Origin of the sequence: Bradyrhizobium sp. UNPF46 (assembly GCF_006658625.1) — a bacterium.
Taxonomy (GTDB): domain Bacteria; phylum Pseudomonadota; class Alphaproteobacteria; order Rhizobiales; family Xanthobacteraceae; genus Bradyrhizobium; species Bradyrhizobium nitroreducens.
This window is the reverse complement of the sequence record NZ_LFJB01000117.1, coordinates 1-25,653: the sequence shown is the minus strand read 5'-3', so window position 1 is coordinate 25,653 and position 25,653 is coordinate 1. Positions and strand designations below refer to the sequence as shown.

Annotated in this window: 27 protein-coding genes; 14 read left to right on the top strand and 13 right to left on the bottom strand. The window is 64.4% G+C overall.

All coding sequences use genetic code 11. The annotated features are described in order from the left end of the window. Nucleotides 1-168: 168 nt before the first annotated feature. From UNPF46_RS35905 to UNPF46_RS35885, 5 genes are all read left to right on the top strand, one after another. On the top strand, nucleotides 169-1,257 hold the full coding sequence (locus tag UNPF46_RS35905; protein ID WP_100179938.1) for a TRAP transporter substrate-binding protein: 1,089 nt from the start codon (nucleotides 169-171) through the stop codon (nucleotides 1,255-1,257). Nucleotides 1,258-1,763: 506 nt separating this feature from the next. Continuing rightward, nucleotides 1,764-2,327 carry a MarR family winged helix-turn-helix transcriptional regulator gene (locus UNPF46_RS35900; protein ID WP_100179939.1) on the top strand — a complete coding sequence of 188 codons (564 nt, stop codon included), beginning with the start codon at nucleotides 1,764-1,766 and terminating at the stop codon, nucleotides 2,325-2,327. A gap of 77 nt (nucleotides 2,328-2,404) precedes the next feature. After that, complete coding sequence (locus UNPF46_RS35895; RefSeq protein ID WP_246668811.1) at nucleotides 2,405-2,764, top strand: hypothetical protein; 360 nt, start codon at nucleotides 2,405-2,407, stop codon at nucleotides 2,762-2,764. 109 nt (nucleotides 2,765-2,873) lie between these two features. Continuing rightward, nucleotides 2,874-3,548 carry a response regulator gene (locus UNPF46_RS35890; protein ID WP_097659014.1) on the top strand — a complete coding sequence of 225 codons (675 nt, stop codon included), beginning with the start codon at nucleotides 2,874-2,876 and terminating at the stop codon, nucleotides 3,546-3,548. A 1-nt stretch (nucleotide 3,549) separates the two neighbouring features. Continuing rightward, nucleotides 3,550-4,935 carry a sensor histidine kinase gene (locus UNPF46_RS35885; protein ID WP_142253187.1) on the top strand — a complete coding sequence of 462 codons (1,386 nt, stop codon included), beginning with the start codon at nucleotides 3,550-3,552 and terminating at the stop codon, nucleotides 4,933-4,935. 118 nt (nucleotides 4,936-5,053) lie between these two features. Here UNPF46_RS35885 and UNPF46_RS35880 read toward each other — a convergent pair whose 3' ends face one another. From UNPF46_RS35880 to UNPF46_RS35850, 7 genes are all read right to left on the bottom strand, one after another. Further along, nucleotides 5,054-5,464, bottom strand: coding sequence for a tudor domain-containing protein (locus UNPF46_RS35880; RefSeq protein WP_142253186.1), 411 nt, complete (start codon nucleotides 5,462-5,464; stop codon nucleotides 5,054-5,056). A gap of 72 nt (nucleotides 5,465-5,536) precedes the next feature. Then, complete coding sequence (locus tag UNPF46_RS35875) at nucleotides 5,537-6,826, bottom strand: M20/M25/M40 family metallo-hydrolase (RefSeq protein ID WP_142253185.1); 1,290 nt, start codon at nucleotides 6,824-6,826, stop codon at nucleotides 5,537-5,539. 120 nt (nucleotides 6,827-6,946) lie between these two features. After that, a complete protein-coding gene (locus UNPF46_RS35870; protein WP_142253184.1) occupies nucleotides 6,947-8,602 on the bottom strand; it encodes a TRAP transporter large permease in 1,656 nt (551 codons plus the stop codon). A gap of 26 nt (nucleotides 8,603-8,628) precedes the next feature. Further along, nucleotides 8,629-9,210 (bottom strand): TRAP transporter small permease subunit, encoded by a 582-nt coding sequence (locus tag UNPF46_RS35865; RefSeq protein ID WP_100179944.1) that lies wholly within the window; start codon nucleotides 9,208-9,210, stop codon nucleotides 8,629-8,631. A gap of 172 nt (nucleotides 9,211-9,382) precedes the next feature. Continuing rightward, nucleotides 9,383-10,402, bottom strand: coding sequence for a GTP 3',8-cyclase MoaA (moaA, locus tag UNPF46_RS35860; RefSeq protein ID WP_142253183.1), 1,020 nt, complete (start codon nucleotides 10,400-10,402; stop codon nucleotides 9,383-9,385). 109 nt (nucleotides 10,403-10,511) lie between these two features. Further along, the gene (locus tag UNPF46_RS35855; protein ID WP_100179946.1) at nucleotides 10,512-11,006 is read right to left on the bottom strand and encodes a hypothetical protein; all 495 of its coding nucleotides are present in this window, start codon (nucleotides 11,004-11,006) and stop codon (nucleotides 10,512-10,514) included. 155 nt (nucleotides 11,007-11,161) lie between these two features. Beyond that, entirely contained in the window at nucleotides 11,162-11,836 is a 675-nt protein-coding gene (locus UNPF46_RS35850; protein WP_100179947.1) for an HAD-IA family hydrolase, read from the bottom strand. A 157-nt stretch (nucleotides 11,837-11,993) separates the two neighbouring features. Here UNPF46_RS35850 and rpiA point away from each other — a divergent pair, with 157 nt between their 5' ends. Genes rpiA through gor form a run of 3 tightly spaced genes read left to right on the top strand, consistent with a single transcriptional unit; the run spans nucleotide 11,994 to nucleotide 14,687 of the window. Beyond that, nucleotides 11,994-12,707 (top strand): ribose-5-phosphate isomerase RpiA, encoded by a 714-nt coding sequence (gene rpiA, locus UNPF46_RS35845; protein WP_142253182.1) that lies wholly within the window; start codon nucleotides 11,994-11,996, stop codon nucleotides 12,705-12,707. 2 nt (nucleotides 12,708-12,709) lie between these two features. Continuing rightward, nucleotides 12,710-13,252, top strand: a complete 543-nt coding sequence (locus UNPF46_RS35840; protein ID WP_100179949.1) for a DUF2059 domain-containing protein — start codon at nucleotides 12,710-12,712, stop codon at nucleotides 13,250-13,252. A gap of 46 nt (nucleotides 13,253-13,298) precedes the next feature. Beyond that, nucleotides 13,299-14,687 (top strand): glutathione-disulfide reductase, encoded by a 1,389-nt coding sequence (gor, locus tag UNPF46_RS35835; RefSeq protein WP_100179950.1) that lies wholly within the window; start codon nucleotides 13,299-13,301, stop codon nucleotides 14,685-14,687. An 8-nt stretch (nucleotides 14,688-14,695) separates the two neighbouring features. Here gor and UNPF46_RS35830 read toward each other — a convergent pair whose 3' ends face one another. After that, nucleotides 14,696-15,835, bottom strand: coding sequence for a glucuronate isomerase (locus tag UNPF46_RS35830; RefSeq protein WP_142253181.1), 1,140 nt, complete (start codon nucleotides 15,833-15,835; stop codon nucleotides 14,696-14,698). Between the two features lie 375 nt (nucleotides 15,836-16,210). On the opposite strand from UNPF46_RS35830, the gene UNPF46_RS38080 reads away from it, so the two are divergent. After that, nucleotides 16,211-16,519 carry a hypothetical protein gene (locus UNPF46_RS38080; protein WP_246668810.1) on the top strand — a complete coding sequence of 103 codons (309 nt, stop codon included), beginning with the start codon at nucleotides 16,211-16,213 and terminating at the stop codon, nucleotides 16,517-16,519. 39 nt (nucleotides 16,520-16,558) lie between these two features. Here the strand turns inward: UNPF46_RS38080 and UNPF46_RS35820 are convergent, their stop codons facing one another. From UNPF46_RS35820 to UNPF46_RS35800, 5 genes are all read right to left on the bottom strand, one after another. Next, entirely contained in the window at nucleotides 16,559-16,744 is a 186-nt protein-coding gene (locus UNPF46_RS35820; RefSeq protein ID WP_142253180.1) for a hypothetical protein, read from the bottom strand. 63 nt (nucleotides 16,745-16,807) lie between these two features. Next, nucleotides 16,808-18,037 (bottom strand): carboxylate-amine ligase, encoded by a 1,230-nt coding sequence (locus UNPF46_RS35815; RefSeq protein ID WP_142253179.1) that lies wholly within the window; start codon nucleotides 18,035-18,037, stop codon nucleotides 16,808-16,810. Nucleotides 18,038-18,054: 17 nt separating this feature from the next. Continuing rightward, nucleotides 18,055-18,882: a class II glutamine amidotransferase gene (locus tag UNPF46_RS35810; RefSeq protein WP_142253178.1), complete on the bottom strand. Its 828-nt coding sequence runs from the start codon at nucleotides 18,880-18,882 to the stop codon at nucleotides 18,055-18,057. An 84-nt stretch (nucleotides 18,883-18,966) separates the two neighbouring features. Then, entirely contained in the window at nucleotides 18,967-19,563 is a 597-nt protein-coding gene (locus tag UNPF46_RS35805) for a redoxin domain-containing protein (RefSeq protein WP_142253177.1), read from the bottom strand. Nucleotides 19,564-19,596: 33 nt separating this feature from the next. Beyond that, complete coding sequence (locus UNPF46_RS35800) at nucleotides 19,597-21,342, bottom strand: MOSC and FAD-binding oxidoreductase domain-containing protein (protein WP_142253176.1); 1,746 nt, start codon at nucleotides 21,340-21,342, stop codon at nucleotides 19,597-19,599. A gap of 442 nt (nucleotides 21,343-21,784) precedes the next feature. Between UNPF46_RS35800 and UNPF46_RS35795 the strand changes: the two genes are divergently transcribed. The 5 genes from UNPF46_RS35795 to UNPF46_RS35775 all read left to right on the top strand — a co-directional run bounded on the left by UNPF46_RS35795 (nucleotide 21,785) and on the right by UNPF46_RS35775 (nucleotide 24,332). Further along, a complete protein-coding gene (locus UNPF46_RS35795) occupies nucleotides 21,785-22,258 on the top strand; it encodes a tellurite resistance TerB family protein (RefSeq protein ID WP_142253175.1) in 474 nt (157 codons plus the stop codon). A 2-nt stretch (nucleotides 22,259-22,260) separates the two neighbouring features. Beyond that, nucleotides 22,261-22,623 (top strand): hypothetical protein, encoded by a 363-nt coding sequence (locus UNPF46_RS35790; RefSeq protein WP_100179958.1) that lies wholly within the window; start codon nucleotides 22,261-22,263, stop codon nucleotides 22,621-22,623. Then, complete coding sequence (locus UNPF46_RS35785; protein ID WP_100179959.1) at nucleotides 22,620-23,255, top strand: TerC family protein; 636 nt, start codon at nucleotides 22,620-22,622, stop codon at nucleotides 23,253-23,255. Before UNPF46_RS35790 ends, UNPF46_RS35785 begins: the two co-directional genes overlap by 4 nt. Nucleotides 23,256-23,286: 31 nt before the next feature. Continuing rightward, nucleotides 23,287-23,868 (top strand): TIGR00645 family protein, encoded by a 582-nt coding sequence (locus UNPF46_RS35780; protein ID WP_142253174.1) that lies wholly within the window; start codon nucleotides 23,287-23,289, stop codon nucleotides 23,866-23,868. Nucleotides 23,869-24,068: 200 nt separating this feature from the next. Beyond that, nucleotides 24,069-24,332 carry a hypothetical protein gene (locus tag UNPF46_RS35775; RefSeq protein ID WP_142253173.1) on the top strand — a complete coding sequence of 88 codons (264 nt, stop codon included), beginning with the start codon at nucleotides 24,069-24,071 and terminating at the stop codon, nucleotides 24,330-24,332. Nucleotides 24,333-25,653: the final 1,321 nt, after the last annotated feature.

Here is a 25,653-nt window from a genome sequence, read left to right as displayed (position 1 = left end):
ATCGCCTCATCCTAAAGTCGCAAGACCGGAAAGCCCGGCCTCCGTGGAGGCCGGGCTTTTTCTTTGCCGCAGTGCGATCGCGATGGAATTAGGTCGCCGCTTGCGCCATGCTGGTCCCAAGCCTCGGAAAGAAGGCTCACAATCACTGATACATCAGGGCAGGAAATCATGAAGAGAAGAGACTTCATCAAGGTCACAGGACTTGGCGCGGCCGGCGCGGCCACGCTCGCGGCTCCCGCGATCGCGCAATCGATGCCGGAAATCAAATGGCGCATGCCGACGAGCTGGCCGAAATCGCTCGACACGCTGTTTGGCGGCGCCGAGATGATGTGCAAGATGGTCGCGGAGGCGACCGACAACAAATTCCAGATCCAGATCTTCGCGGCAGGCGAGATCGTGCCGGGCCTTCAGGTGCTCGACGCCGTGCAGAACGGCACCTGCGAAATCGGCCACACCGCGTCCTACTATTATTTCGGCAAGGATCCGACCTTCACCTTCGGATCGGCCGTGCCGTTCGGCCCGAACATGCGCATCAACCAGGCCTGGTACATGCAGGGCGGCGGGCGCGAAGTGCTCAACGAGTTCTACAAGGGCTACAACGTCGTCTCGCTGCTCGCAGGCAACACCGGTTGTCAGATGGGCGGCTGGTTCAGGAAAGAGGTCAACACGCCCGAGGATCTCAGCGGCATGAAATTCCGCATCGGCGGCTTCGCCGGCCGTGTGCTCCAGAAGCTCGGTGTCGTGCCGCAGCAGCTCGCCGGCGGCGACATCTATCCCGCGCTGGAAAAGGGCACCATCGACGCCGCCGAATGGGTCGGCCCCTATGACGACGAGAAGCTCGGCTTCTACAAGATCGCGCCGCACTACTACTATCCCGGCTGGTGGGAAGGCGGGCCGATGCTGCTGGCCTTCGTCAACCTCGACAAGTGGAACGCGCTGCCGAAATATTACCAGAGCGTGCTGGAGCAGGCCGGCCACTACGCCAACAACTACATGATGGCGCGCTACGACACCGCCAATCCGCTGGCGCTGAAGAAGCTGCTGGCGGGCGGCGCCAAGCTGCACGCCTTCTCGCCGGCGATCATGGATGCCTGCTACAAGGCCGCCAAGGAGCTGCACGCCGAAGTCGCTGCGACCAACCCCAACTTCAAGAAGGTGCACGACTCGCTCGCCAAGTTCACGGGCGACGGCTACGCCTGGTTCCAGGTCGCCGAGGTCGGCTACGACATCTTCATGGCGCGGCGCTCGCAGAGCTGATCACGCATCACCGATCGGTGCAGCGCCCCGGAGCGAAGGCTCCGGGGCCTTTTCTCGTTCGTCCAAGGGAGCCCCAACTCAAAATTCGAAAAACAACCCCATGCACAGTAGCCAACGGGTTGATAGGTCGTAAGAAAATCAGCGGTGCAGCAGCTCGGGCGGAGTCGGAACGCTTTGACTCGTCGGGCAAAACAGGGGCCGGACGCGATCGTCGAATAATCCGAAATAGGATTCGTCGCCCGCGCGGCCGAAGTTGGACGCTCGTAACCTTGCCGTGAACACGATGCGTAGTTTTGCGGTGTTCCTTTCGCGAAAGGGGCGGGCTATCGGGAGCCTGCAATCGGGCTGGAGTCGCGGCCTTCGGCGTATTTCTGCGCCATCCGGACTTCACGGTACGATATACCGGACTCAACCAGTCCCGACCAAGTTCAGCGTTTCATCGAATGCGGCGACATCTTGATCCTCGATCGAGATGTCGAAAAGCCGTTTCCGGTCGGTATCTATCAATGAGCATGGCAACTGAAATCGTACAACTCCTCGTGCAATCGGCCGGTACTTGGCTCTTCGAAGGCACGCGTTCGGACCTGAGCGATCGCGAATGGATGGCCTTGCGCTTTCTTGCTCTCGCGAACAGACTTTCGCGGACCCCGACGGCTCTCGCCGGCTTTCTGGGGACCACGCGCGGCGGCGCATCTCAGATTACCGCCGCGCTTCAGGAAAAGGGATTGGTGGTCCGCAAGCCATCTGCGGACGACAAGCGCTCGATCACGCTATGTCTCACGGCTGAAGGCGAGAAGTTCCTCAAGCAAGATCCGATCAATGCCCTGCGAGACCAGATCGTGGCACTCGAAGGCTCCGATCGATCTCGGCTACGCGATACGCTTCGCCGCGTCCTCGTCGGGCTGGATGTTGCCGAGCGCCGTCATCACACCGACGTTTGCAATCAATGTGTGTTCCTGGTCGAGAACGGAGAGGGCAAGGACCGTCATTTCAAGTGCCGGCTCTTTCGGAAATCGATCGCCCCGACGGAGACGAGCCAGCTGTGCACCTATTTCGAGGGGCGGAGCTGAAGAAGTCCCTTCTGCTGCGGCGCAATCGCCCTTGAACCTCATTCCGGCGGAGGACGTCAAACCCGGGATATTTGAGGGTGCCTGCCTTGTCCCCGGGTCTGATCGATCTGTTTCACATTCCGACGCTGATCTATGCATGGGCCTTCACGCTTGCATTGATGGCCGGGCCACTGTTGCTGAAGTTCTTGAATGAGGAGCCGGTCACGCGGTGCGCGGTCCTGCAAGCCGCCGCGAGCTTCATCATGACGGGATGTTGGCTGACATTTGGATCCGCCGCCATCAACGCTTACGAGCATGGCCTGATCTCGCTGCCTATGAGTATCCTCGCGGTGGCGTGCATGTTTGCCGCCGCGGCCGGCAGCTCGTTCCTGATCGAGCGGCGGTGTTCCGATCAACAAGCCGGCGCGCAAAGCTTACACGAATCTGACAAGGTATGAAAAAGCAGGCAAGACCTGCCTTTTTGCTGGCTGAAACCGGTCGAATGATGGAAGACAACGCGAATGCGGCGCGAGCCGTGCGCTGATCTGGCTATCCCGCAGGACCGCAATGCGCCTTCTGATCGTCGAGGACAATGCCGAGCTGTCGCGGCTCGTTGCGGCCGGGCTGGCGGCGGCCGGCTACCAGAGCGACATCGTGGGCAGCGCGGCAGAGGCACGCGAGGCGGTGAGCAGCGTCAGCTATGCCGCGATGATCCTCGACCTCGGGCTGCCCGACGGCGACGGTCTGTCGGTGCTGCGCGAGCTGCGCCTCAAGATGGAGCCGCTTCCCGTGCTGGTGCTGACCGCGCGCGGCGGCCTGCAGGACCGCGTCAGCGGCCTGCGCAGCGGCGCCGACGATTATCTCGCCAAGCCGTTCGCGATGGAGGAGCTGGTGGCGCGGCTGGAGGCGATCCTGCGCCGGCCCGGCCAGCTGCTCGGCCGCTCGCTCAGCCTCGCCAACCTCGTCTACGACACCGAGAGCCGCCAGATCTTCGTCGACGACCAGCCGCGGATCATCTCCGCGCGCGAGACCTCGGTGCTCGAGATCCTGCTGCGCCGGCAGGGCCGGGTGGTGCCGAAGAAGAACGTCGAGGACCACATCTTCGGCCTCGACGGCGAGGTCGCCTCCAACGCGGTCGAGGTCTATGTCTCCAGGCTGCGCAAGCAGCTCGCCGAGCACGGCGCCAAGGTCGTGATCCACACCATCCGCGGCGTCGGCTATCTCATGGACGTGGAGAAATAGCGTGACCAGGGTCGGATCCAATGCCGGGTCCTATGGCAGGTCGCCGACCTTCAAATCGCTGATCTGGCGCATCGTGTTCCTGCACATCCTGGCGGTCGCGGTGGTCGCGATCTTCCTGCCGCTGGTGCTGTTCTGGCTGCTCAATTCGGAGATCGACCAGCTGCATCGCGATGCCATGCGCGCCCAGGCCGAAGTGCTGGCGGAGCGCATCATCGTGCAGCCGGACGGCCAGTTGACGTTCAATCTGCCCGACAGCCTCAAGGGCCTCTATTCGGATGCCTACGGCCGCTATCAGTACGACATTCGCGATGCCGACGGCCGCCTGCTGTTCTCCTCGCACCGGCGCGCCGCCGCCGCCGCGCCGCGTTCGTCGGACAGCATTTCCGGCGCGACGGTTACCCGCGACATCGACGGCAAGACGGTGCGCATCCAGGTCGCCGAGGACCTCGCACACCGGGATGTCATCATCGACGACATCGTCTCGAACTTCTTCCGGCGCGTGGGATGGATCACGATCCCGATCCTCCTGGTTCTGCTCGCCACCGACATCATCATCTTTCGCCGCGCGATCGCGCCGCTGTGGAGGGCCTCCGAGAAGGCCAGCAACATCGGTCCGGCGCGCACCGACATCCGCCTGCCGACGGAGCAGATCCCACGCGAGATCCTGCCGCTTGTCACTGCCGTCAACCAGGCGCTCGACCGCCTCGAGGGCGGCTTTCGGGTGCAGCGGCAGTTCACGGCGGATGCCGCGCACCAGCTGCGCACGCCGCTCGCGATCCTGCGGACGCGAATCGAGACGCTTGACGATCGCGCGGCGCGGCAGGCGCTGCATGCCGACATCGAAGCCATGAGCCGCATCGTCGCCCAGCTCCTGGAGATCGCCGAGCTCGACACCCTCGTGCTCGACCCCGGCGAGAGCGCGGATCTGCGCGCCGTCTGCGCCGAGGTGGTCGGCTCGATCGCTCCGTTCGCGATCAGCCAGCACAAGGACATCGCGCTCAAGGGCACCGACGCGCCGGTCACGATCCACGGCAATGCGGAGATGCTCCAGCGCGCGATCTTCAACCTCGCCGAAAACGCCATCAAGTTCACCGCGCGAGATACGTCGGTCGACGTCGAGGTTCGCGAGGACGGCTCGGTGCGGGTGCGCGATTGTGGCCCGGGCATTGCGGAGGCCGAGCGCGAGCTGATCTTCCAGCGCTTCTGGCGCGCCGACCGCCAGCGCAGCGACGGCGCGGGCCTGGGGCTTTCCATCGTGCGCGCAGTGGCAGACGACCATGCCGCGACGATCGCGGTGGTGAATCTTCCGGAAGGCGGGGCCGAGTTCACGCTGCAGTTTCGGCTGGCGGACGAGGTGAAGGTCGACACGGACATCGCCGGGCACTGACACGACATCCTCTCCCGGGGGCAGGAGGAAGGGAGGACGGCGGAGAAGGTCGAGCCAGGAGGCGGTCGTGGCGGGGTGGTCGATCTCTCAATTCATGCAGGCTGCAGCTTCGCTCGCTTCACCGCTGCCCCTCGAGCACCGCAATGTTCGCCTTCACCCGTTTTGACAGATCAGGAAAAGGCAGACACGCCCCGACATAGGGATCGTTGGATCTCGGCGGCTTGTCCGTCTGCTCGCCGATCAGCTCCTTGAGCTGATTGAGATTCTTTTCGTCGATGCGGTCCATGCAAGCGGCAGCGCGAATGGCGCGGTCGCATTTCTCAATGTCATCGGGCAATCGAAGCGACGCGTACCTGATCCTCGACTGCTGGAATTTCCTCAACGCTGCCTTGTAGTCACCGGCTTTGTAGGCGTCGTGCCCTTCGTCGAAGAGAGCCCGGCCTTCGCGATGAACAAGGCGCTCGGCTTCCGATTCCTCCGAGCGGGCCGGGGATGCGTGAATGACAAGGACAACGGTCAGGAAAAGCAATGATCTCATATGGGCCCCACTTATAATGGGGCAATATTATTGGAAACGTGCATGCGATGTCCACGTATCAGGCTATTTCAGCTTGCCGGTGGACAGGTCCATGATCATGCGCGTCGCCAGATAGAGCCGCGGCACGATGCTGTTGATCTGAACATATTCGGCTTCGTTGGAGTGCGCGCCGAATCCCGACAGGCCCATGCCTTCCACCACGGCTCCCCTGGCCTTGAGCGCGGCGAATGCGGCGTCGGTGCCGCCACCGGTCGCTCTCTCGTCGACCTTGAGGGGCATTCCGATCTCCTGGTAAATCGTCTTGCCGTGGGCCGCGACCTGGCGCGAGGCCTCGCTGGCTTCGAGCGGCGGGCGACGCACCTCGAACTTCAAGTCGACCTTGGAGTTCGGCAGCAGGCGATTCTTGATCTTGTCCTGCAGCGCCTTCTCCAGCTCGTCGAAGTCGGACACTTTGAGCGCACGCGCATCGGCCTGGGCGCTGGCCTCGGCGGGGATCACGTTGCGGTTGGTGCCGGCCTTGGAGACCGTCCAGTTCAGCTTCAGGCCCTGCTCGGGCTTGGACAGGTCCTTCATCTGCAGAATTTGGTGCGAGAGCTCGTACAGCGCATTCACGCCGCCTTCGGGCCTCGCGCCTGCATGAGAAGACTTGCCCTGCACCGTGAGATAGGCCGAGCCGATGCCGCTGGTGGCGAGGCGCAGCGTGCCGTCGGTGCCGCCGCCTTCGAAGGAGAACACCGCGTCCTGGTCCGATGCGAATTTGGTGATGGTGCTGCGCCAGCCGGGGGAGGAGATCTCCTCGTCGCCGTTCGTGAGCACCGTCAGCGTGCCGTAATCCCTGAAAGCCAGCTTCTGCAGCAGGGCCACGGTGTGGAGGATGAGCGCGACACCCTGCTTGTCGTCGGCAATACCGAGCCCGTAGGCCTTGTCGCTGTCGATGCGGAACGGCTGGTCCTTCAGCATGCCCTTCAGGTACACCGTGTCCATATGGGCGATCAGCATGATCTTCTTGGTTCCCGTGCCCTTGAACACGGCATGCACGGCCGGCCCAATCCTCTCCGGCGTATCGTCGAGACGCGTGATGTCGGTGGGCTGCAGGATCTCCACGGTGCCGCCGAGCTGCTTGAGCTGACCGGCGACGCGCTCGGCGATCTGGTTCAGGCCGTCGATGTCCTTGCTGCCGGATTCGATGTTGACGAGATCGCGCAGCGTGTCGAGCAGCGGCTGCTGCTCCTTTTGCGCCAGCGCGTGGACGTCGGCGATCGGCTCGGCCCGCACCATCGTCGCGGCACATGTCAGCCAGAGCGAGGCGAGCAACGGGCCAAGGACCGAGGGAGCAGGGTGCAATCGGGGCATGAACGGCCATCCATGGGCTGAGGGTGGCCCGGTATGCCTCCGTTTCCGGTGCTTGTCACGCGCGCCATCGCGCGTCATGCGCCGCTTGAGCGAAGCACGACGGCGAGGGGCGCTCCGCCGCTACTTCGACGGCGGGCCGAGATCCAGCGGCGGCAGCTCGATCTGCGGCACCTCGATCTTGATCGTGTTGGGATCGATGTTGGACTGCACGCCCTTGTAGTGCATCACCATCGAGGGGAACGCGATCACCAGCGCGACCATGATGACCTGGATGACGACGAATGGCACCGCGCCCCAATAGATCTGGCCGGTGGTGACGGGGTCCATCCGCTTGCCGGTGACGCGATCGGTGTAGCGCTCCTTCGGTGCGACCGACCGGAGATAGAACAGCGCGAAGCCGAACGGCGGATGCATGAACGAGGTCTGCATGTTGACGCCGAGGATGACGCCGAACCAGATCAGGTCGATGCCGAGATGCTCCGCGGCAGGCCCGAGCAGCGGGATCACGATGAAGGCCAGCTCGAAGAAGTCGAGGAAGAAGGCCAGCACGAACACGAAGACGTTGACGAAGATCAGGAAGCCGACCTGGCCGCCGGGCAGGGAGGTGAGCAGGTGCTCGACCCAGACGTGCCCGTTGACGCCGTAGAAGGTGAGCGAGAACACGCGGGCGCCGACCAGGATGAACACGACGAAAGCCGACAGCTTGGCGGTGGATTCCGTGGCCTGCCGGATCAGATCCCAGCTCAGGCGTCGCTTCGCAGCACCGAGGATGAGGGCGCCGGCGGCACCCATCGCGCCGCCTTCGGTCGGTGTGGCGATGCCGATGAAGATCGTTCCGAGCACCAGGAAGATCAGGAACAGCGGCGGCACCATCACGAAGGTGGTCTGTTGCGCCATCTTCGAGAGGAAGCGGAAGCCGGTGAACTTGTCGATCACCCAGTTCAGCACGGCGACGGCGAACGCGAAGATGATGCCGTAGAACATGCTGAGCACGACATAGTCGGCGCCATGCGTCTCGGAATTGCGCATCATGAACCAGCCGAACACGCAGCTCGCCAGGAACAGCACGCCGAGAGAGCGGAGGCCGCGGTCGCCACTCTCCTCGCGGAAGCCGATGGCCTCCTTCGGCAGGCCCGGCGTCGCCTTCGGGAAGATCAGGCTGACGAGAAAGGCGTAGCCGGCGTAGAGGCCGGCGAGCACGAGGCCGGGGATGAAGGCGCCCTCGTACATGTCGCCGACGGACTTGCCGAGCTGGTCGGCCATCACGATCAGAACGAGGGAGGGCGGAATGATCTGCGCGAGCGTACCCGACGCGGCGATGACGCCGGCCGCGACGCGGCGGTCATAGCCGTAGCGCAGCATGATCGGCAGCGAGATCAGGCCCATCGAGATCACGGAGGCGGCGACCACGCCCGTCGTCGCGGCGAGCAGCGCGCCGACGAAGATCACGGCATAGGCAAGGCCGCCGCGGATGGTGCCGAACAGCTGGCCGATGGTGTCCAGCAGGTCCTCGGCCATGCCCGACCGCTCCAGCACCAGTCCCATGAAGGTGAAGAAGGGGATGGCGAGCAGCGTGTCGTTGTTCATCACGCCGTAGACGCGCTCGGGGAGAGCCTGCAGGAAGTCCGGGTGGAATTGGCCGAGCTCGACGCCGATGATGGCGTAGAACAGGCCGACGGCGCCGAGCGAGAATGCCGCGGGATAGCCGAGCAGCAGCACGACGACCAGCGACGCGAACATGATGGGCGCCATATTGGCGATGATAAAAGCGGTCATAGTTCCCCCTAAACCGTCGCCAACGGCTATTTCTTCTCAATCGCTTCGACGAGATGCTCGACTTCCGCCTCCAGCGCCGAGACCTGGGATTCATGCGGGTCGGGTATCAATCCGCGCATCACCGCAATCCGCTTGATCAATTCGGAGATGCCCTGAACCAGCAGCAAGGCGAACCCGATCATGATGAGGGACTTGGCGGGCCATTGCGGCAGGCCGCCGGCATTGCCGGACTGCTCGTTGATCTGCATCGAGCGCTGGAAGAACGGCACGCCTGTGACGATCATGACGATGCACAGCGGAATGAGGAAGAACAGGTGACCGACCACGTCGATCAGGTTGCGCACCGTCTTCGGCAGCGCGTTGTTCACGATGTCGATGCGGATGTGCTCGTTGTCGAGCAGCGTCCAGGGCGAGCAAAGCAGGAACACGATGCTGAACAGCACCCATTGCAGCTCGAGCCACGAATTCGACGACGTGTCGAAGGTCTTGCGGATGATCGCATTGACCGCCGAGATGACGACGGCGGCCATGATCAGCCACGCCAGGCGTTTGCCCGTCCAGCGCGTGAACGCGTCAATCCCTTGGCTCAGCTTCAAGAGCGCTTGCAACGCTAGGTCCTCCCCCGATTGTGTGCCCCGGCCGCATTGACTGCGCCGAACTGGCGCGTGGCTTGTCTCGCCGCGCAGGCATGAGGCTGCCGCACCAAACCAGCGGGCGTGCCGCCAGTCAATCGGAAGTTTGTTGATAGTTAAGGGGAATAAGGCCGCGCCCCGATGGGCGTCAGCCGCCGGTGACGCTCATGTGCCTGCTGACGCTGGGACGGTCGTGGCGGCGGTCGATGATGAAATCGTGGCCCTTGGGCTTCAGGCCGATGGCGCGGTCGATCGCATCCGCAAGCAGCGTGTCGTCGTCGGATGCACGCAGAGGTTTGCGCAAGTCCGAGGCATCCTCATGGCCGAGGCAGGTGTGCAGCGTCCCGGTGCAGGTGATGCGAACCCGGTTGCAGGATTCACAGAAATTGTGCGTCATCGGGGTGATGAAGCCGAGCTTGCCGCCGGTCTCGGCGACGCTGACATAGCGGGCCGGCCCGCCCGTGCTCTCGGCCAGATCCGTCAGCGTGAATTGCTGGGCGAGGCGCGCGCGCAGCAGCGACAGCGGCAGATACTGGTCGATCCGTCCCGACCCGATCTCGCCCATCGGCATGACCTCGATCAGTGTCAGGCCCATGCCTTTTCCGTGGGCCCAGCGCATCAGTTCGGGAAGCTCGTCCTCGTTGAGGTTCTTCAGCGCCACTGCGTTGATCTTCACGGCGAGTCCTGCGGCGCGCGCGGCCTCGATGCCTTCCAGCACCTTGTCGATCTCGCCCCAGCGGGTGATCTCGCGAAACTTCTGGGGATCGAGCGTGTCGAGCGAGACATTGATGCGGCGGACGCCGCAATCGGCGAGCTCGGCGGCGTGCTTCGCCAGCTGGGTTCCGTTGGTGGTCAGCGTCAGCTCGTTCAGGGCGCCGCTCGACAGATGCCGCGACAACGACCGCACCAGCGTCATCACGTTGCGCCGGACCAGCGGCTCGCCGCCTGTGAGGCGCAGCTTCCTGACGCCCTTGGCGATGAAGGCCGAGCAGAGCCGGTCGAGTTCCTCCAGCGTCAACAGATTCGCCTTGGGCAGGAACGTCATGTCTTCCGACATGCAGTAGAAGCAGCGCAGGTCGCAGCGGTCGGTGACGGAGACGCGCAGATAGCTGATGGTCCGGCCGAACGGATCGGTCATCGGGGTCGACAGCGCGGTGGATCCGTTCATGGAAAAGGCCTTGTCACTTACGGCGACGGGAGCACCTTGGCTTCAGCGGTGCTTGGGCACGCAATCTAAGCATCGGACGCGGCGAGGACAATCGGGTGGTATACGTAGATCAGCGCCGGCCTGCGTTCGGGTCGGGGAACGGCGAGGCTGCGGCCGGCGCGGTCTCAACCGGTGCTGCGACAGGCGCGGACGCGGCCGGTTTGGGCTTCCTGGGCCGGTGCGGCTTGCGAACCGGTTTCGGCGGGGTGGCCGGCTGGAGTTCCGCAAACACCGGATTCGGGTCTGATGTCACCGAGGCCGGTGTGGTGAAATCCCCGGGATTCTTGATCACGTTCACCGGGACGCTCGCCGGTTGATACTTGGGCAGCGCGAAGGTGACCGTGAAGGGAGCATCGGGGGCGGGAACCGAGACGGAGCAGGGGGTCTTGCAGCCCGGGCCTACCGAGGTGGTGGCGTCCGCGCCCGGAGGATTGGATTCGAGTCGGACCTGGAGGGGCGGCGGGGCCGATTTGAACATGTCCCAGGACATCGAGGAGCAGCCGCCAAGGCCCGCCGCTCCCAGCAGACCCGCTCCCGCTAACGCAACCGCGATGACACGACGCATGACCCCATCCACTCAAACTGCGACGAACCGCCACAACCCCGTGCGGACCTTAGGAGCGTCGTTGCAGGCAGGCAACCGGCGCACAGCGCATGCTTAGCGAGTGGTTAACGCGGGTTGCCGCAGAATAGTAACGCAATTTCAGTGGCTTGATGGTGCTATGGCGACATCAGGCTGGAGGCCGCGGCCGGCAAGTCGCGCATGTGATGGATCAGCCGGTCCGGCTTCAGCTCGGCAATCGGCACGTCCGTATAGCCGAAGCTGACCCCGATCACCGGGACCCCGGCGCGGCGGGCCACCCCGACGTCGGTTCCGGCATCGCCGACCATGATGCTGGCTTTGACCGCTCCGCCGGCGCGCGCCACGGTTTCACGGAAGATGGTCGGATCTGGTTTTTGGACCCCAAAAGTGTCCGCGCCGCAGATCGCCGCGAAGCGGCGGCTGAGGTCGAGCTGGTCCAGCAGGCGCTTCGACAGCCATTCCAGCTTGTTGGTGCAGACCGCGAGCCGATGGCCCTGCTCAGAAAAATGGTCGAGCGCGGCCTCGAGCCCCTCGAAGGGACGGGATTCGACCGCGATATGGTCGGCATAGTAGGCGATGAAGTCCGCGGTCATTCGGTCCATGTCGGCGGGGGTGACGGCGCGGCCCTCCGCTTCCAGCCCTCGCTCGATCAGCTTGCGGGCGCCGGCGCCGATCATGTTGCGGGCCGAGGCCATCGGCACGGGCGGCAGCCCTTCGCGGTCGAGCACATAGTTCAGCGCGGTGATCAGGTCGGGCGCCGTGTCCACGAGCGTGCCGTCGAGATCGAAGACAATGGTGTGAGCGGAGGTCATGATCCAAGCGCTACCGGCCCGGTCGTGTCCACGCAAGGGGCGGGCCCATAAGTTCACCTTATAGGCCTGTTCCCGCGCGGAAAACGAGGCTACATAGGCCGCCGAAAGCGGGCCGGGATCGGCCGGCAGGTTCGAGACTTCAGAGGCGGGCGCAAACGTGAATATGGACCAGTTGAAGCGGCAGGCTGCGGCGCGCGCGCTCGAAGAGGTGCGGGACGGCATGCAGCTTGGGCTCGGGACCGGCTCGACCGCCAAGCACTTCGTCGAGCTGCTCGGCGAGCGCGTCGCCGCCGGATTGAAGGTGATCGGCGTGCCGACCTCCGAGCAGACCCGCGCGGACGCGGAGCACTGCGGCGTGCCCCTGACCACGCTCGATGAGGTCGACCATCTCGACATCACCGTCGACGGCGCCGACGAGATCGATTCCGCGCTCAACCTGATCAAGGGCGGCGGCGGCGCGTTGCTGCGCGAGAAGATCGTGGCGGCGGCTTCCGATCGCATGATCGTGATTGCCGATGACACCAAATGGGTGCCGACGCTCGGCAAGTTTCCGTTGCCGGTCGAGGTCATCCCGTTCGGCCTCGGCGCGACGCGCCGGGCGATCGAGAAGGCATTTGCCGAATGCGGCGTTTCCGGGCAAATGGCGGTCCGCAAGGGCAAGGACGGCCACGTTTTCGTCACCGACGGCGGCCACTGGATCGTCGATGCCCAGCTCGGACGGATCGAGGATCCTGCCAGCCTCGCCAAGGCGTTGAGCGCCATTCCAGGCGTGGTCGAGCACGGGCTGTTCATCGGCTTGGCCAGCTCCGCCGTTCTGGCGGGGGCTGAGGGAATTCGCGTGATTGAACGGCGCAAGCCGAAAGGAGACTAGGAATGAAGATCGTATTGAAGTTCTTGCCGGCCGTGGTTCTTGCTGCAGGATTGGCCGTCCCGGCCGTGGCGCAGCAGCCGGCTCCGGCCCAGCCCAAGGCCGCAGCGGCGCCCGCGCAGCCGAAAGCCTCGCCCGCGGCAGTTGCGGCGGCCAAGGAGATCCTGCAGATCAAGAACGCCACCGCGATGTATCAGGGCGCCGTGCCCGGCCTCGTCGAGAAGACCAAGATCGCGCTGATCCAGCAGAACCTGAACTACCAGAAGGACCTCAACGAGGTCGCCCAGGTCGTCGCCCAGCAGCTCAACGGCCGCCAGAACGAGATTGGCGACGGCATGGCGCAGATCTACGCCAGCGAGTTCACCGAGCAGGAGCTGAAGGACCTCGTCACCTTCTACAAGTCGCCGCTCGGCAAGAAGCTGATCGACGCCGAGCCGCGCGCCATCGGCCTCAGCATGGCTTTCATGAACTCCTGGGCCCAGAACTTCTCCGAGACCGTGATGGGGGCCTTCCGCGCCGAGATGCGCAAGCGTGGCAAGGAAATCTGACAGTACCTATCTGGTCAGACATCCCTGAAAGAGGTCGGAGTGGACAATGGCTGAATTCGACGTCGACCTCTTCGTGATCGGTGGTGGCTCGGGCGGCGTGCGTGCCGCCCGTATCGCGGCCGGTTACGGCGCCCGCGTGATGATCGCGGAAGAGTACCGCATGGGCGGCACCTGCGTGATCCGCGGCTGCGTGCCGAAGAAGCTGTTCGTGATCGGCTCGCATTTCCGTCACGAGCTCGAGGACGCCGCCGGCTTCGGCTGGACCGTTCCGCCCGCCAGCTTCGACTGGCCGACGCTGATCGCCAACAAGGACAAGGAGATCGCGCGGCTGGAGGCGGCCTACACCGCCAATGTCGAGAAGTCGGGCGCGCAGATCGTCAAGAGCCGCGCGGTGATCGAGGACAAGCACACCGTCCGCCTGCTTGCGGACGACAAGAAGATCACGGCGAAATACATCCTGATCGCGACCGGCGGCGCGCCCAATCACGGCGCCCCGATCCCCGGCATCGAGCACGTGATCTCCTCCAACGAAGCGTTTCATCTGAAGAAGCTGCCGAAGCGGATCGTGATCCAGGGCGGCGGCTACATCGCGCTGGAATTCGCCGGCATCTTCGCCGGCTTCGGCTCCGACGTCACCGTGATCTATCGCGGCGACAACATTCTTCGCGGTTTCGACGAGGATGTCCGGACCCACGTTCGTGCCGAGATGGAGAAGCAGGGCATCACCATCCTCACCGGCTGCACGGTGGCGAAGGTCGATCGCCATGGCGATGAGTTCACCACGCATCTGTCGAACGGATCGAGCCTCGCCTCCGACCAGGTGATGTTCGCGATCGGCCGCCACCCGGCCGTCGCCAACCTTGGCCTCGAGAACGCCGGCGTCGCCATCAACCCGAAGAATGGCGGCATCGCGGTCGACCATTTCTCCAAGAGCTCGGTCGACAGCATCTATGCGATCGGCGACGTCACCCATCGCTTCAACCTGACGCCGGTCGCGATCCGCGAGGGCCATGCCTTCGCCGACACCGTGTTCGGCAAGCGCGAGGTGCAGGTCGATCATTCCAACATCCCGACCGCGGTGTTCTCGCAGCCTGAAGTGGGAACCGTCGGCCTGACGGAGACCGAGGCGCGGGCGCAGTTCAGCCACGTCGACATCTACAAGACGACCTTTCGCCCGATCAAGGCGACGATGTCGGGCCGCGACACCCGCGTGCTGATGAAGCTGGTCGTGGACGGTTCGACCGATCGCGTGCTGGGCTGCCACATCGTCGGCGACGCCGCGGCCGAGATCACGCAAGCCGTCGCGATTGCGGTGAAGATGAAGGCGACCAAGGCCGATTTCGACGCCACCATCGCGCTGCATCCGACCGCGGCCGAGGAGCTCGTCACCATGCGCACGCCGACCGCGCGCCACGTGCGCCAGGCGGCGGAGTAGGGCGTCTCCTAAGCGTAGAGATATCCAACCGGCCTGCCTTCGGTGCGCAGCGGGCGCACATCCCTGTGCGTGATGATCTGGCCGGCGAGGCCGTCGATCTCGTCGCGCTGCGTCGGCGTCCAGCTGCGAAGATCGTTCATGCCCTTGAGGAGACCGAGCCGGAGCACCTGCGTGTTCTCGCCGACCGCAACGAGACTGATCGAGCTCTTGCCTGCAGTCACGACGTCGCCGGCCGCGAGCTCGAAGGTCTCGCCCGCCTTGTTCTTGAATTCGGCCGTGCCGCGAATGACGCGATAGATCACGACCTCGCCCTTGGCGAACGAGGTGGCATCCACGGACGCCGACGTGCTCTTCGGCAGCAGCGACCCGCCGCGCGGGTCGGTTGCGATGATGTGGCCGGTGACGAGCTGGCCGCTCGGTGCTTCGATGCCGATGTCGCGCACGTAAACCGGCAGCGCCGATTTGATCGAGCCGTCGCTCAGCGGCTTGAACAATGCATCCAGGGCCAGCGGATCCTGCAGCCAGAAGCCGGCATTGGCCGGGCGATCGTGCAGCGGATGGCTCCAGGCCACGCGCGGCGTCTCGGCTTCGTCGATCTGATCGGGACCGACGATGGTCGGATTCGGAAAGGTGGTGGGATCGGTGATGAAGGCTTCGAGGAATTTGCCGGAATAGCCCATCGAGATCGGATCGGGCACCACCGTCTGCGGCGTCTTCAAATTCTCTTCGGTCGACAGGCCAGACCAGGTGTAGAACAGCTGGCGGTGCACGATCGCGCTTTGCAGCATCACCGCGCCGGGGCCGACATTGTAGAAGCGCCCGTCATAGTCGAAGGTGAAGGCACCCGAGGTGACCAGCACGAGCTGGAAGCCGCCGGGCGGCAGATGCAGATGGAAGTCGGTGGGACCGGTGTCGGGGCGGTAGATCGGCAGGTTGGTGGCGACCTCGTGAAGCAGGAAGGTTTCATTGTTGGCGTGAAAGCCTTCGTTGGCGCGATTGTAGAGCGCTTGCGGACGATAGGTCGCCTCGTACTTCGCATTCCGGTCGCGGTCGATGGCAACGAAGTCCTGCGTGTTGAGGCGGAGCGGCGCGCCGCTCGGATGGGTGAGGCCGGTTGTCTTGAGATCGCCCGCAGCATGCACGTTCATGACGTTCTCCGCTCTGCGCCGTTGCTTCGCTGACGACGTCATTGCGAATTCCGGGCCAGTTGGTTCGCGAAGCAGCAGGCGGGCCCGGCATCGCGATGCGAACGCGCCGGTGCGGGAAAAATCCGGAGGTTGCACGGGACGTTAGATCGACGGTTCGTTCTGATCGTCAGACGCTGTGCCAGGAGGCCTGCTTCCGCCGGAGCGACGGGGACCTGTCTAATTTGTCAGCAAGCCTCGCCAGGGCGCGTGCAGCAGCGTTGGCGGGATCGGTGCGATGTCGCCCCTGCGCCCGGAGATCATTTCGCGGCCGGGCAGGCGGCGATTGACAGATTGTTCATGTTTTGTTCTTATGCTGCGACCGAGATGGAGGCAGCCATGGACAACCGCATCAACGAAATTCGCAGAACCATCAGAGCGCTCCGCGTCAGCATGCGCGAAGCCGAGGCGATCATGCATGAGCAGATCAATCGCGATGAGAACTGCAGCTTCGTGGCGCAGGAGGTCATGAAGATGCGTTCGGTCATGAGCCTGCTCGCGAAGGAGCGGATCGCGCTCGGCGATCATGAGCCGATCATCGTGAGCAGCTTCTTCATCCCGCGGCGCCGGCCGACGCGAAAACCCGCCGCAGCGCCTGCGCCGACCGCCGAGTCCGTATTCCGTCCGCGCGTGGTGGCGCGGGTTTGACGCCAAGGGGTTTGACGCCAAGGGGCTTGAGATGGGGGCTCAATCAAAGGCGTGAGGCGCGGCCCGATCCGGCTTGCCGGCCGGACTGTCCGCCCACTTTGCCATCTCCCTGGCCCGCGCGTCGATGCCTTCGCACCAGAAGCAGCTCGGCCGCGCGCGGCCGTTTTCGGACAGGATCGGGACCAGGCTGTGGCCGCAACCGGCGCACCAGGCGATGTCAGTCATGCATTCCTCTGGGACGGACCAAATTCAGAGATGACGTTCTCGTTCGTGAAGCTTGCGCGGGCACTATGACGGCGTTGGCGCGCCTTGCCCGATGGGGGTATTCGTCCCCGATAACGTCGATGTAGCGATCCATCGTGACACTGCTGCGATGTCGTCGCCGTTCTCGCGATAGGCGCGAAGCTGGAATTCGGCCGAGCTGCCGCGGTCCACGATGGTGCGGCAATGCTCGATCTCGGCGGTGCAGCCGAGAGCGTCCGCGTCCTCGGCGATGTCGTCTACGATTCGGGACAGCATCTCGGAGATCGTGACCGGCCCGTCCTTGGAGGCAAAGATGCAATCGGTGCCGTAGCGCTGGGCGCGCCATTTGTTCTCGACCGCAATCGCGCGTTCGACCACCGTCACCTCCTTCGACAGATGAGGCCGCAGATAGAGGTGCCGCGTCAGGCAGCGATAGAGCGAGGCGATGGCGACGGCATCGTCGACGAAGGTACAGGTGTCGGGCGCGCGGAGTTCGAGCGTCGGGTGCCGCATCGAGGGCCGCATCGCCCACCAGATGTGGCTCTCGTCGGGAACGACGCCCGAGCGCTGCAGCGCGCCGATATATTCGTCGTAGTCCTGCCGGCTCTCGAACAGTTCGGGCAGGCCGGTGCGCGGCAGCTCGGAATAGGCGGCGAGGCGGTAGCCCTTCAGTCCGGTCTTGTGCGAGTTCCAGAACGGGGAGGAGGCCGACAGCGCGATGAACAGCGGCAGGCGCGGCAGCATCGCCCGCATCACCGCCATGCGCTTCTCGGGATCGGGCAACTGCACATGCACGTGCATGCCGCACATCATGTTGCGGTGGCCGATGCTGCGTAGGTCCTCGATCATCTCCTCATAGCGCGGCTTCGGGCTCGGCTGCGACATGCGCCAGACCGCCGTCGGGTGCGTGCCGCAGGCCATGATCACGAAACCATATTGCGCGGCGACGTTCGCAACCTCGCGGCGCAGGAAGCGAAGCTCCTCGCGGGCGTCGTTGACGTCGACGTGAACGTTGGTGGCGACCTCGAGCTGGGATTGCAGCATCTCGCGCATGGCCTGGCCGCCGGTGGACCAGTTCGCCGATTCGAACAGCGCGTTGGGCGTCTCGATCGCAACGTCGAACGTCCGCCGATCGGCCAGGAAGTATTCCTCCTCGATGCCGAAGGAATATTCAGCGGCCTTGCCGCCGCCGCCGGCGGAGCGAATCACGAGATGCTGTTTGTCACCCGAGGAATCCAGGCGAAGCAGTTTCAAAACGTCCGAAGCAAATGTCATATCCCACCCGGCAAAGATCACCTGCGGGCACTAATCCTCCGGGTAGGGGTGGGTTCCCGGTCGGCGCTACTGCAAATTGTCGCGTCGAACGGAACAATCTTCACGCTTTCGGACGCGCGTGCGATCAGCGCGTGGTTTGGCGGCACCTCGGTCCAATCGGTTTCCTTGTCGAAGGGTTCGGACACGACGATGACCTGGCCGCCGTCCTCCCGGAAGTAGAGCGTGTTCGCGGCATCGTTGACCGCGACGCGGAAGGCGTAGAGATCCCTGCCGTTGGCGATCGCGCTGGTGAAGCGCAGCCGTTCGCGCAAGCGGCCGTCATTGACGAGGCCGACCAGGGCCTGCAGCACGCGCTGCGTCGCTCCAAGCGGGTCGCCGTCGAGGCCGGCCCCCATCATCGCGAGGAACACGGCTTCGGAATCGGTCGTGCCCAGCCGCGACGGATAGAACGCATCGGGAATCAGCGCCTCGACCTTGCGCCGCAGCCGATTCCAACTGCCGACGAAGCCGTTGTGCATGAACATCCATTGGCCGCAGGCAAAGGGATGGCAATTCTGCCGCGTCACCGCGGTGCCGGTCGCGGCGCGCACATGGGCGAAGAACAGATGCGAGCGCAGATGCCGGCAGAGATAGCGCAGATTTTCATCCGACCATGCCGGGCGCGTCTCGCGATAGAGGCCGGGCTCCGGATGCTCGCCGTACCAGCCGAGACCGAAGCCGTCGCCGTTCGAGCCTGCCGTCGATTGCAGCGAGCGGATGCTCTGCGCGATCAGCGAATGCTCGGGCTCGGTGACATAGGGTTCGAAAGACGTCGTCTCGCCCCGGTATGCGATCCAGCGGCACATGGGAGTTCCTGTCGGGGATATGTCCTGACGGCACCAACAAACCTGCCCGGGCTGCGTTCCCGATGAGATTCCGGCCGCTGCCCGCTAGTCCCGGCCGCCGAGCGTTTCGCGATAAGCCTTGCCGTAGGGATAAAAATGCTCCTTGCGGCCCTGGTCCCAGAGCGCCCTAAATCCGGGCGCGGTGATGTCCCAATCCGGGCGGCACTTCATGCTGACGGCCCTGAGGTCCTGGCGCAATTCCTCGACCGTCGGACGCCCGAAGAACCAGTAGCCGTTGTAGATCTTGTGAACGACGAGGCGGGGCTCCAGCACCACGACATGCGGGATCATGGGATTGTGGACGGGATCGGTGTATTCGGCGATGTCGAGGTCCTTCTGCACGATCCGCCTGGGGTCCGAGAGGAACGGCCAGTGCGCGCCGGCGCCGCTGCGATATTCATTGGTCTCGGCGATGGTGTCGGTGGTGATCGTGACCAGCCGGCAATAGCCGACCTCCATCTCGCGATGGAGCTGAACCAGCCCTTCGGTCTGGCGACGATCCTTCGGGCAAAATCCGCCACGGCCGAGCACGACGATCATGGGATCGTCCCCCTGCAGCTCGGAGAGCTTGCGGTGCTTTGCGGTGTGGTCGCTGAGTTCGTAATCCGGGAAGGTCACGCCCGGCATGATGTCAGTTCGCATCGAAGTCTCCTGTGTCCAGCGCCGATTTCATCCCTAGAGATCGATCACGACGTCGCCTTGCGGTCGTGCGCAGCAGATCAGCAGATTTCCCTCAGCCGGCGGGTCGAGCGGATCCGGCGCGTAGCTGACCTCTCCGGCCACGAGCCCGCTCTCGCAGTTGTGGCAAACCCCCGTTCGGCACGACCAGCGCACCGGGACATCGCATGCCTCGGCGAGCTCGAGCAGGTTGGCGTAGGCGGGCCCCCAGCAGACATTGAGGCCGCTGCGGGTGAAAGACACCATCGGGCCCGGGCCCGGCGCTCCGGCCGGCTGATGCGGAGTCGTCTTCGGCGCGGCCGCGATACCCGGTGTCAGCGAGGGCTTGCTGCCGAACAGCTCGGTGTGGATGCGATCGGGTCCGACGCCCAGCGCGGCGAGGCCGGTGGTGAGATCGCTCATGAAGGCCGTCGGTCCGCAGAGATAGAAATCGCCGTCCCTGGGAATGTCGAGCATCTGCAGCCGCTGTCGATCCAGACGACCTGTGCTGTCGAAGTCGGCTCCTGCACGGTCGGCCGGATCGGGTGCGCTGAAGCAGACATGGCTGTGATGGTGAGCCAATCCTGCAAGAAGCCCGCGCGCCTCGGCCGCGAACGGATGCTCGCGGCCGTTGCGTGTGCCATGCAGCCACCAGACCTCCCGCGTCGTGCGTTCCGCGGCGAGGGCGTGCAGCATGGCGAGCACCGGCGTCACGCCGATGCCCGCGCTCAGCAGCACCACGGGCCGTGTATCGGAGTGGAGGGTGAAACTGCCGCGCGGCGCACCGAGCGGCACGATATCGCCGGCCTTGATCGTCTCGGCGACGTAGATGCTGGCCGCGCCGTGCGCCTCGCGCTTGATGCTGATGCGATAGGATGCCGCGTCGGTACGGCCCGACAGCGAATAGCTGCGCGTCATCGCGGATGGCCCCAGCCGCACGACGACGAACTGACCGGGCAGGGCGGCTGCCAACTTCTGTCCATCGGCGGGCTCGAGCACCAGCGAGGTCACGCTGGCGCTTTCGGCGATCTTGCGCGTCACACGGAAGGGGCGGAAGCCGCGCCAGGCCGGCGCCGGGGAAGCCGCTGGGCCGAGCCCGGCGTTTCCCGCGGTGGGGCTGTCTGTCTGCGCGAGCAGCGCTGCAAAGGAGTGATTCCAGCCGCGGCTCAGCGCCGGAATCTTCAGCGCGCGCGCGAGGCGTTCGCGCGGATGCGGGGGCAAGTAAAGCAGCGTATTGATCTCGGCTACGCTCATGCCTTCAACACCGCTTTCGACCTGCGTGATCTCGTCGCCGGCCTCGACGTCGCCCTCCTCGATGACACGGAAGTAGAAGCCCGGCCGGCCGTGCTTGACGAGCAGCGCGGGCATGTCAGGCTCGTCCATGCGGATGCCGAGCCGGTAGCAGGTGACGCGCGGCTGCGTGACCTCGAACAGGGCGGTGCCGATCCTGTAGCGATCACCGATGCAGACCTCGGCGTCGGCCAGACCCTCGACGGTGAAGTTCTCGCCGAATTGACCATGAACGAGGTCCGACCGGCCGAGATGTTTCTGCCAATATCGATAGGATTCGTCCTGGTAGACGAAGACGGCGCGCTGCTCGCCGCCGTGACCCGCCGTATCGCCCTGGCCGTCGCCGTCGATGTTGAGCCGGCGAGCCCGGCGCGGGCCCGTGACGGGAGCCTTCCAGATTCCGGTCCGGACGGTCCTGCCTTGCCAGGCGACGTCGCGCGGCAAGCCGACATTGAGGGAGAGCAGACGAGCCATCGGTTTCCTCGATCGTGGATGCATATCCGCCCGACATGGCGGGGCGCCCGCACGGTAATCTGCATCCAAATCGGATGGTTGGCCCGTTAGTGGTTGTTAGACGTTGCGAGCCGGCCGGCGACGGTCGGCGCGCCTGAGCGCGCAGCGCAGAGCCGCACGCACGAGGCCGGATCAGTTCCCCGGCAACAATGGAACCGATGCGGCGGCTGGTCGCAGTCGCGCTGCCTTGATTCCGACGAGCCCACCTTTATCTCTGACACGAACAAGAATCCGGGCCCCTCTGGCGAGGACGCCGACGAAGTCGGTAAACCTCGCGATGTCGGATGACCTGTCCCGCGCGAATGCGATGGATTGGCCGATCGTCGGGCCCTCGATGTTCTCTCCGACTCCATCGTCCCCATCGCAGCTCCGTGCGGCCATTTCGCAAGATTGAGGAGCAACGATGACTGACGCCAAGCATTCTAATCCCATCGAGATCGAGATCACGGAGCCGTCCAGCCTGAACGGGCAGGCTGCGGCCGCGCTGGTGATTGCCGGCGCGCTGGTCGCCGTGGCCGACCGGCAGGTCTCGCCGGTCGAGCGCGACGAGGTGATCCGGTTCATCAGGGATCGCGGATTGGCGCCGCATCTCGGGGACGAGAGGCTGTTTGCCATGTTCGACGCCCTCGCCGAACGGCTGGAGGAGCCGGATTTCGCCAATGTGGTGATCGACACGCTGCGGCCGGTCTCGGACATGCCGCTGTCATCACATCTGATGGAACTGTCGGAGCGCGTCGCCGCCGCCGACGAAGACGTTCATCCCCATGAAGTGCAGGCGATCAAATTGTTGCGCTTGCTGACGCTGGTGTTGCCGCGTGCAAAGCCGGTCACGTCGGGCAGGGAGCGCACCAGGCCGCAATTGGCCACAGAGGAGTAAGCATGAGCGCAGCATCGAACGAGCGTCGCAAGGAGGCCGCAGGTTCCGCCGGCGAGATGGCCGGCGGTGACCCGCGCCTCGACAAGCTCGTCGATCGGCTGCCGCCACGCATGGGTGACACCGTCACCTATCTGCTCAAACCGTCGAACCGCTGGGTCAGAATTCCCTCGGGCGCGCTGCTCGTTGCCGGCGGCGTGCTGTCCTTCCTGCCGATTCTCGGCGTCTGGATGCTGCCGCTCGGTCTCGCGCTGCTTGCCGAGGACGTGCCTGCGCTGCGCTCCTCGCGCTCGAAGGTGCTGGATTGGGTCGAGCGGAAGAAGCCGCAATGGCTCGATCCGTCTGCACCGAAAAATGATCAATCATGATTGAATTCATCACGCCCGAAGCACTCACTGCACTGCTTCAAGTCGTCCTGATCGACCTCGTACTCGCCGGCGACAATGCCGTCGTCATCGGCCTCGCCGCGGCGGGCCTGCCCGCCGAGCAGCGCCGCCGCGCCATCATCGTCGGCATCGCCGCCGCCACGATACTCCGCATCGTCTTTGCCGGCGTCGCGACCCAGCTTCTGCAGGTCATTGGCCTCTTGCTCGCCGGCGGCGTGCTGCTGCTCTGGGTGTGCTGGAAGATGTGGCGCGAGCTGCGCGAGCAGTCGCACGCGGGACAGCTTGCGTTCAGTCATGGCGGCGGCGCCGACGCTGCGCCGGCGCAGCGAAAGACCTTCGGGCAGGCCGCGGTGCAGATCGTCGCGGCCGACGTCTCGATGTCACTCGACAACGTGCTCGCGGTCGCGGGTGCCGCGCGCGAGCATCCCTACATCCTCGCCTTCGGCCTGTTGCTGTCGGTCGCGATGATGGGCGTCGCCGCCGATCTGCTCGGCCGCGTGCTGCAGAAACAGCGCTGGATCGCCTATGTCGGCCTCGCCATCATCATTTACGTCGCCTTCGAGATGATCTATCGGGGCTCGCTCGAGCTCGCACCCGTCATCGCGAGTCTCTGAGGCGATCATTTTCGGCAATCCGGAGCAATTCATGACGTCCGAACCCAAAGCACCTTCGGCGCAGGCCGTGCCGCCGCGCCTCGGCCTGTTCGCCCAGCTCATCTTCGGCTCGCGCTGGCTGCAGTTCCCGCTCTATATCGGCCTGATCGTCGCGCAGGCCGTCTACGTGCTGCTGTTCCTGAAGGAGCTCTGGCATCTGGTCTTGCACTCGTTCGACGCCAGCGAGCAGCAGATCATGCTGGTCGTGCTCGGGCTGATCGACGTCGTCATGATCTCGAACCTCCTGATCATGGTGATCGTCGGCGGCTACGAGACCTTCGTGTCCCGGCTGAACCTCACCGGCCATCCCGACGAGCCGGAATGGCTGAGCCACGTCAATGCCAGCGTGCTCAAGATCAAGCTCGCGATGGCGATCATCGGCATCTCCTCGATCTCGTTGCTCAGGACCTTCATCGAGGCCGGCAATCTCGGCACCACCCGCAGCAATTTCACCGAGACCGGCGTGATGTGGCAGGTGCTGATCCATCTGACCTTCATCATCTCGGCGATCGGCATCGCCTGGGTCGACCGCCTCAGCGAGAGCGGCCATCGCAAGGAGGCCGACCACGACTGACGAACCTGGCCGTCTGACAACCTCCCGAGCGGCCAATCCTGGGCCCGCCTGACCCGGTCAGGCGGGCTCTCTTTTCGAGATCGATAAAATTGTCTGCAATCGCTTCAGGGGCGGCAAACCCTGCGGACAAGAACCGCGCGTCGTAAACCGGGGCTTTGGAACCGTCATGCATCCTGCCTGCAAAAGGCTGGGGCATCAAAATGTCTGTTCTCAAGGAGGTCGTCGCCGCGATGGCGGGAGTCTATGCGCTCCTGTTCGCCTGCGACGCGTTGTTCGGGGTCGGCGAGGTACGCTTCGACGACAATTATTACCGCGCCAGCTTCTATGCGCCGCGGCCCAAGGAATTCCGCTTCGCAGACGGCACCACGCCGGCCGCGCGCGTCAGCGATGCCTTCGCGCAGTTCTCGGCGGGCGAGGCCAAGCCGAACAGGCGCTACTCGTCGCTGACCACGATCATCCGGTAAGGCCGCTGCTCATTGATCGCCGCATATCCGGTTTACCGCCGGCATTGGCCGAAGAGTTGATGGTCTCCGAGGTCGATGGGCCATAAGTTGACTTACCCGGGGGGCGCACCGGAGAATGCCGCGAGATATGCGGCCCAATCAAACGCAAACGGACCCAAGCCGGTACGTGGGGTCTGTGGCTCGAATCCGTTTTCGTACGCAAAGCCAGACCACCTCACCAAATCTCCGTCACGAGATACAAAGACGGTGATGGCTCCGCACGCGAAGTCGCCACATTCGGGACATCCAAACAACACCGCTCGGTGACCAACTCCCGTGCCCAAGTCGGACGTCAGCATAGTCACCGACTTGGCGTTCATGCGGCGAGCCAACTCAGGCTCGAAACGAGGGTCCGAAATGCACCCACACATATCGAGGGCAGAGGCGCGCGCGGCTTCGAAGAGGGACACGCCGTTTACGACAAAATCGAAGGTATGTCTCTCGCGCTTTGCAGGGTCGGCGGATCCTTTCCTATGGAGTGCCACAAGTTCGAGTTGATCCATCATTTGCGACATGCCGTGCAGTTCCGTAAGTGACCCTCAAAAAACATTAGCGGTCTAAGGCAAGACGGCCAAGTCCGCTTCGGGTCACAAGCAGCGGTCGACGCTCAGGGGCGGGCACTTCCGTTTTGCGAGCCGAATTGTGTGTCCATGCCCTGGTTCAAGGCGAACGCCGGCGGTCGCGCGGCCTTTAGCTTGGCGACTTCCCCGACGGTGAGGTCTTGTCGTCGGGAATCCCACGCATATCAACGCTCCGCAGAAACGCCGCCGCGGCCGGGCACGATATCCACAAGACCTTGTGTTGCCCGACGGGCAAAACACGCGAGCGGTGGGGCAATGCCCATCGCCAAAAATATTCCGCTTTACCGAAATTCGGGAATAGCGTATGTGTCGCGGCATCCCGGCCCAACGAAGAGGGGCGTATCGCGATCGTCACGAACGCGGGCCGGGCGGCGGTGGACGTGGGTCACATCGGCGCCAAGGATTTCGCAGGGCGGGCGACCGTGAGCGAAACGCCTGGCGCACACGACCGGTGTGATCGGCGTACGGCGAAATCGTGTGGTCCTGGCGCCCGGGGTCTGTGCGCCAAGTCTTGTGGTGATGTGATTTGCTCAACCGGGCACGCGCATCAGCCATCCGCGAGGCGACGGGGGCAATAGTGCAACGCTCCCCGGGGAGAGCACGACATAAGCCGTAAACCCACTGCGCAGGGAAGGCCGGGATGTCCTGGCTACACCTGTATGCCGCTGTGCAGCTTCTTGTCACGCAGGATTCGCACAGTG

Bases quoted from the DNA above. Each gene is read 5' to 3' on its own strand.
- UNPF46_RS35900 (WP_100179939.1), top strand. From the start codon at position 1,764: ATGAGCATGGCAACTGAAATCGTACAACTCCTCGTGCAATCGGCCGGT.
- moaA (WP_142253183.1), bottom strand. From the start codon at position 10,402: ATGAACGGATCCACCGCGCTGTCGACCCCGATGACCGATCCGTTCGGC.
- UNPF46_RS35850 (WP_100179947.1), bottom strand. From the start codon at position 11,836: ATGACCTCCGCTCACACCATTGTCTTCGATCTCGACGGCACGCTCGTG.
- UNPF46_RS35820 (WP_142253180.1), bottom strand. From the start codon at position 16,744: ATGACTGACATCGCCTGGTGCGCCGGTTGCGGCCACAGCCTGGTCCCG.
- UNPF46_RS35790 (WP_100179958.1), top strand. From the start codon at position 22,261: ATGAGCGCAGCATCGAACGAGCGTCGCAAGGAGGCCGCAGGTTCCGCC.
- UNPF46_RS35840 (WP_100179949.1), top strand. From the start codon at position 12,710: ATGAAGATCGTATTGAAGTTCTTGCCGGCCGTGGTTCTTGCTGCAGGA.
- UNPF46_RS35870 (WP_142253184.1), bottom strand. From the start codon at position 8,602: ATGACCGCTTTTATCATCGCCAATATGGCGCCCATCATGTTCGCGTCG.
- UNPF46_RS35875 (WP_142253185.1), bottom strand. From the start codon at position 6,826: ATGCCCCGATTGCACCCTGCTCCCTCGGTCCTTGGCCCGTTGCTCGCC.
- UNPF46_RS35780 (WP_142253174.1), top strand. From the start codon at position 23,287: ATGACGTCCGAACCCAAAGCACCTTCGGCGCAGGCCGTGCCGCCGCGC.
- UNPF46_RS35800 (WP_142253176.1), bottom strand. From the start codon at position 21,342: ATGGCTCGTCTGCTCTCCCTCAATGTCGGCTTGCCGCGCGACGTCGCC.
- UNPF46_RS35785 (WP_100179959.1), top strand. From the start codon at position 22,620: ATGATTGAATTCATCACGCCCGAAGCACTCACTGCACTGCTTCAAGTC.
- UNPF46_RS35815 (WP_142253179.1), bottom strand. From the start codon at position 18,037: ATGACATTTGCTTCGGACGTTTTGAAACTGCTTCGCCTGGATTCCTCG.
- UNPF46_RS35775 (WP_142253173.1), top strand. From the start codon at position 24,069: ATGTCTGTTCTCAAGGAGGTCGTCGCCGCGATGGCGGGAGTCTATGCG.
- UNPF46_RS35855 (WP_100179946.1), bottom strand. From the start codon at position 11,006: ATGCGTCGTGTCATCGCGGTTGCGTTAGCGGGAGCGGGTCTGCTGGGA.
- UNPF46_RS35810 (WP_142253178.1), bottom strand. From the start codon at position 18,882: ATGTGCCGCTGGATCGCATACCGGGGCGAGACGACGTCTTTCGAACCC.
- UNPF46_RS35830 (WP_142253181.1), bottom strand. From the start codon at position 15,835: ATGAACGTGCATGCTGCGGGCGATCTCAAGACAACCGGCCTCACCCAT.
- UNPF46_RS35890 (WP_097659014.1), top strand. From the start codon at position 2,874: ATGCGCCTTCTGATCGTCGAGGACAATGCCGAGCTGTCGCGGCTCGTT.
- UNPF46_RS35805 (WP_142253177.1), bottom strand. From the start codon at position 19,563: ATGCGAACTGACATCATGCCGGGCGTGACCTTCCCGGATTACGAACTC.
- UNPF46_RS38080 (WP_246668810.1), top strand. From the start codon at position 16,211: ATGGACAACCGCATCAACGAAATTCGCAGAACCATCAGAGCGCTCCGC.
- UNPF46_RS35905 (WP_100179938.1), top strand. From the start codon at position 169: ATGAAGAGAAGAGACTTCATCAAGGTCACAGGACTTGGCGCGGCCGGC.
- gor (WP_100179950.1), top strand. From the start codon at position 13,299: ATGGCTGAATTCGACGTCGACCTCTTCGTGATCGGTGGTGGCTCGGGC.
- UNPF46_RS35795 (WP_142253175.1), top strand. From the start codon at position 21,785: ATGACTGACGCCAAGCATTCTAATCCCATCGAGATCGAGATCACGGAG.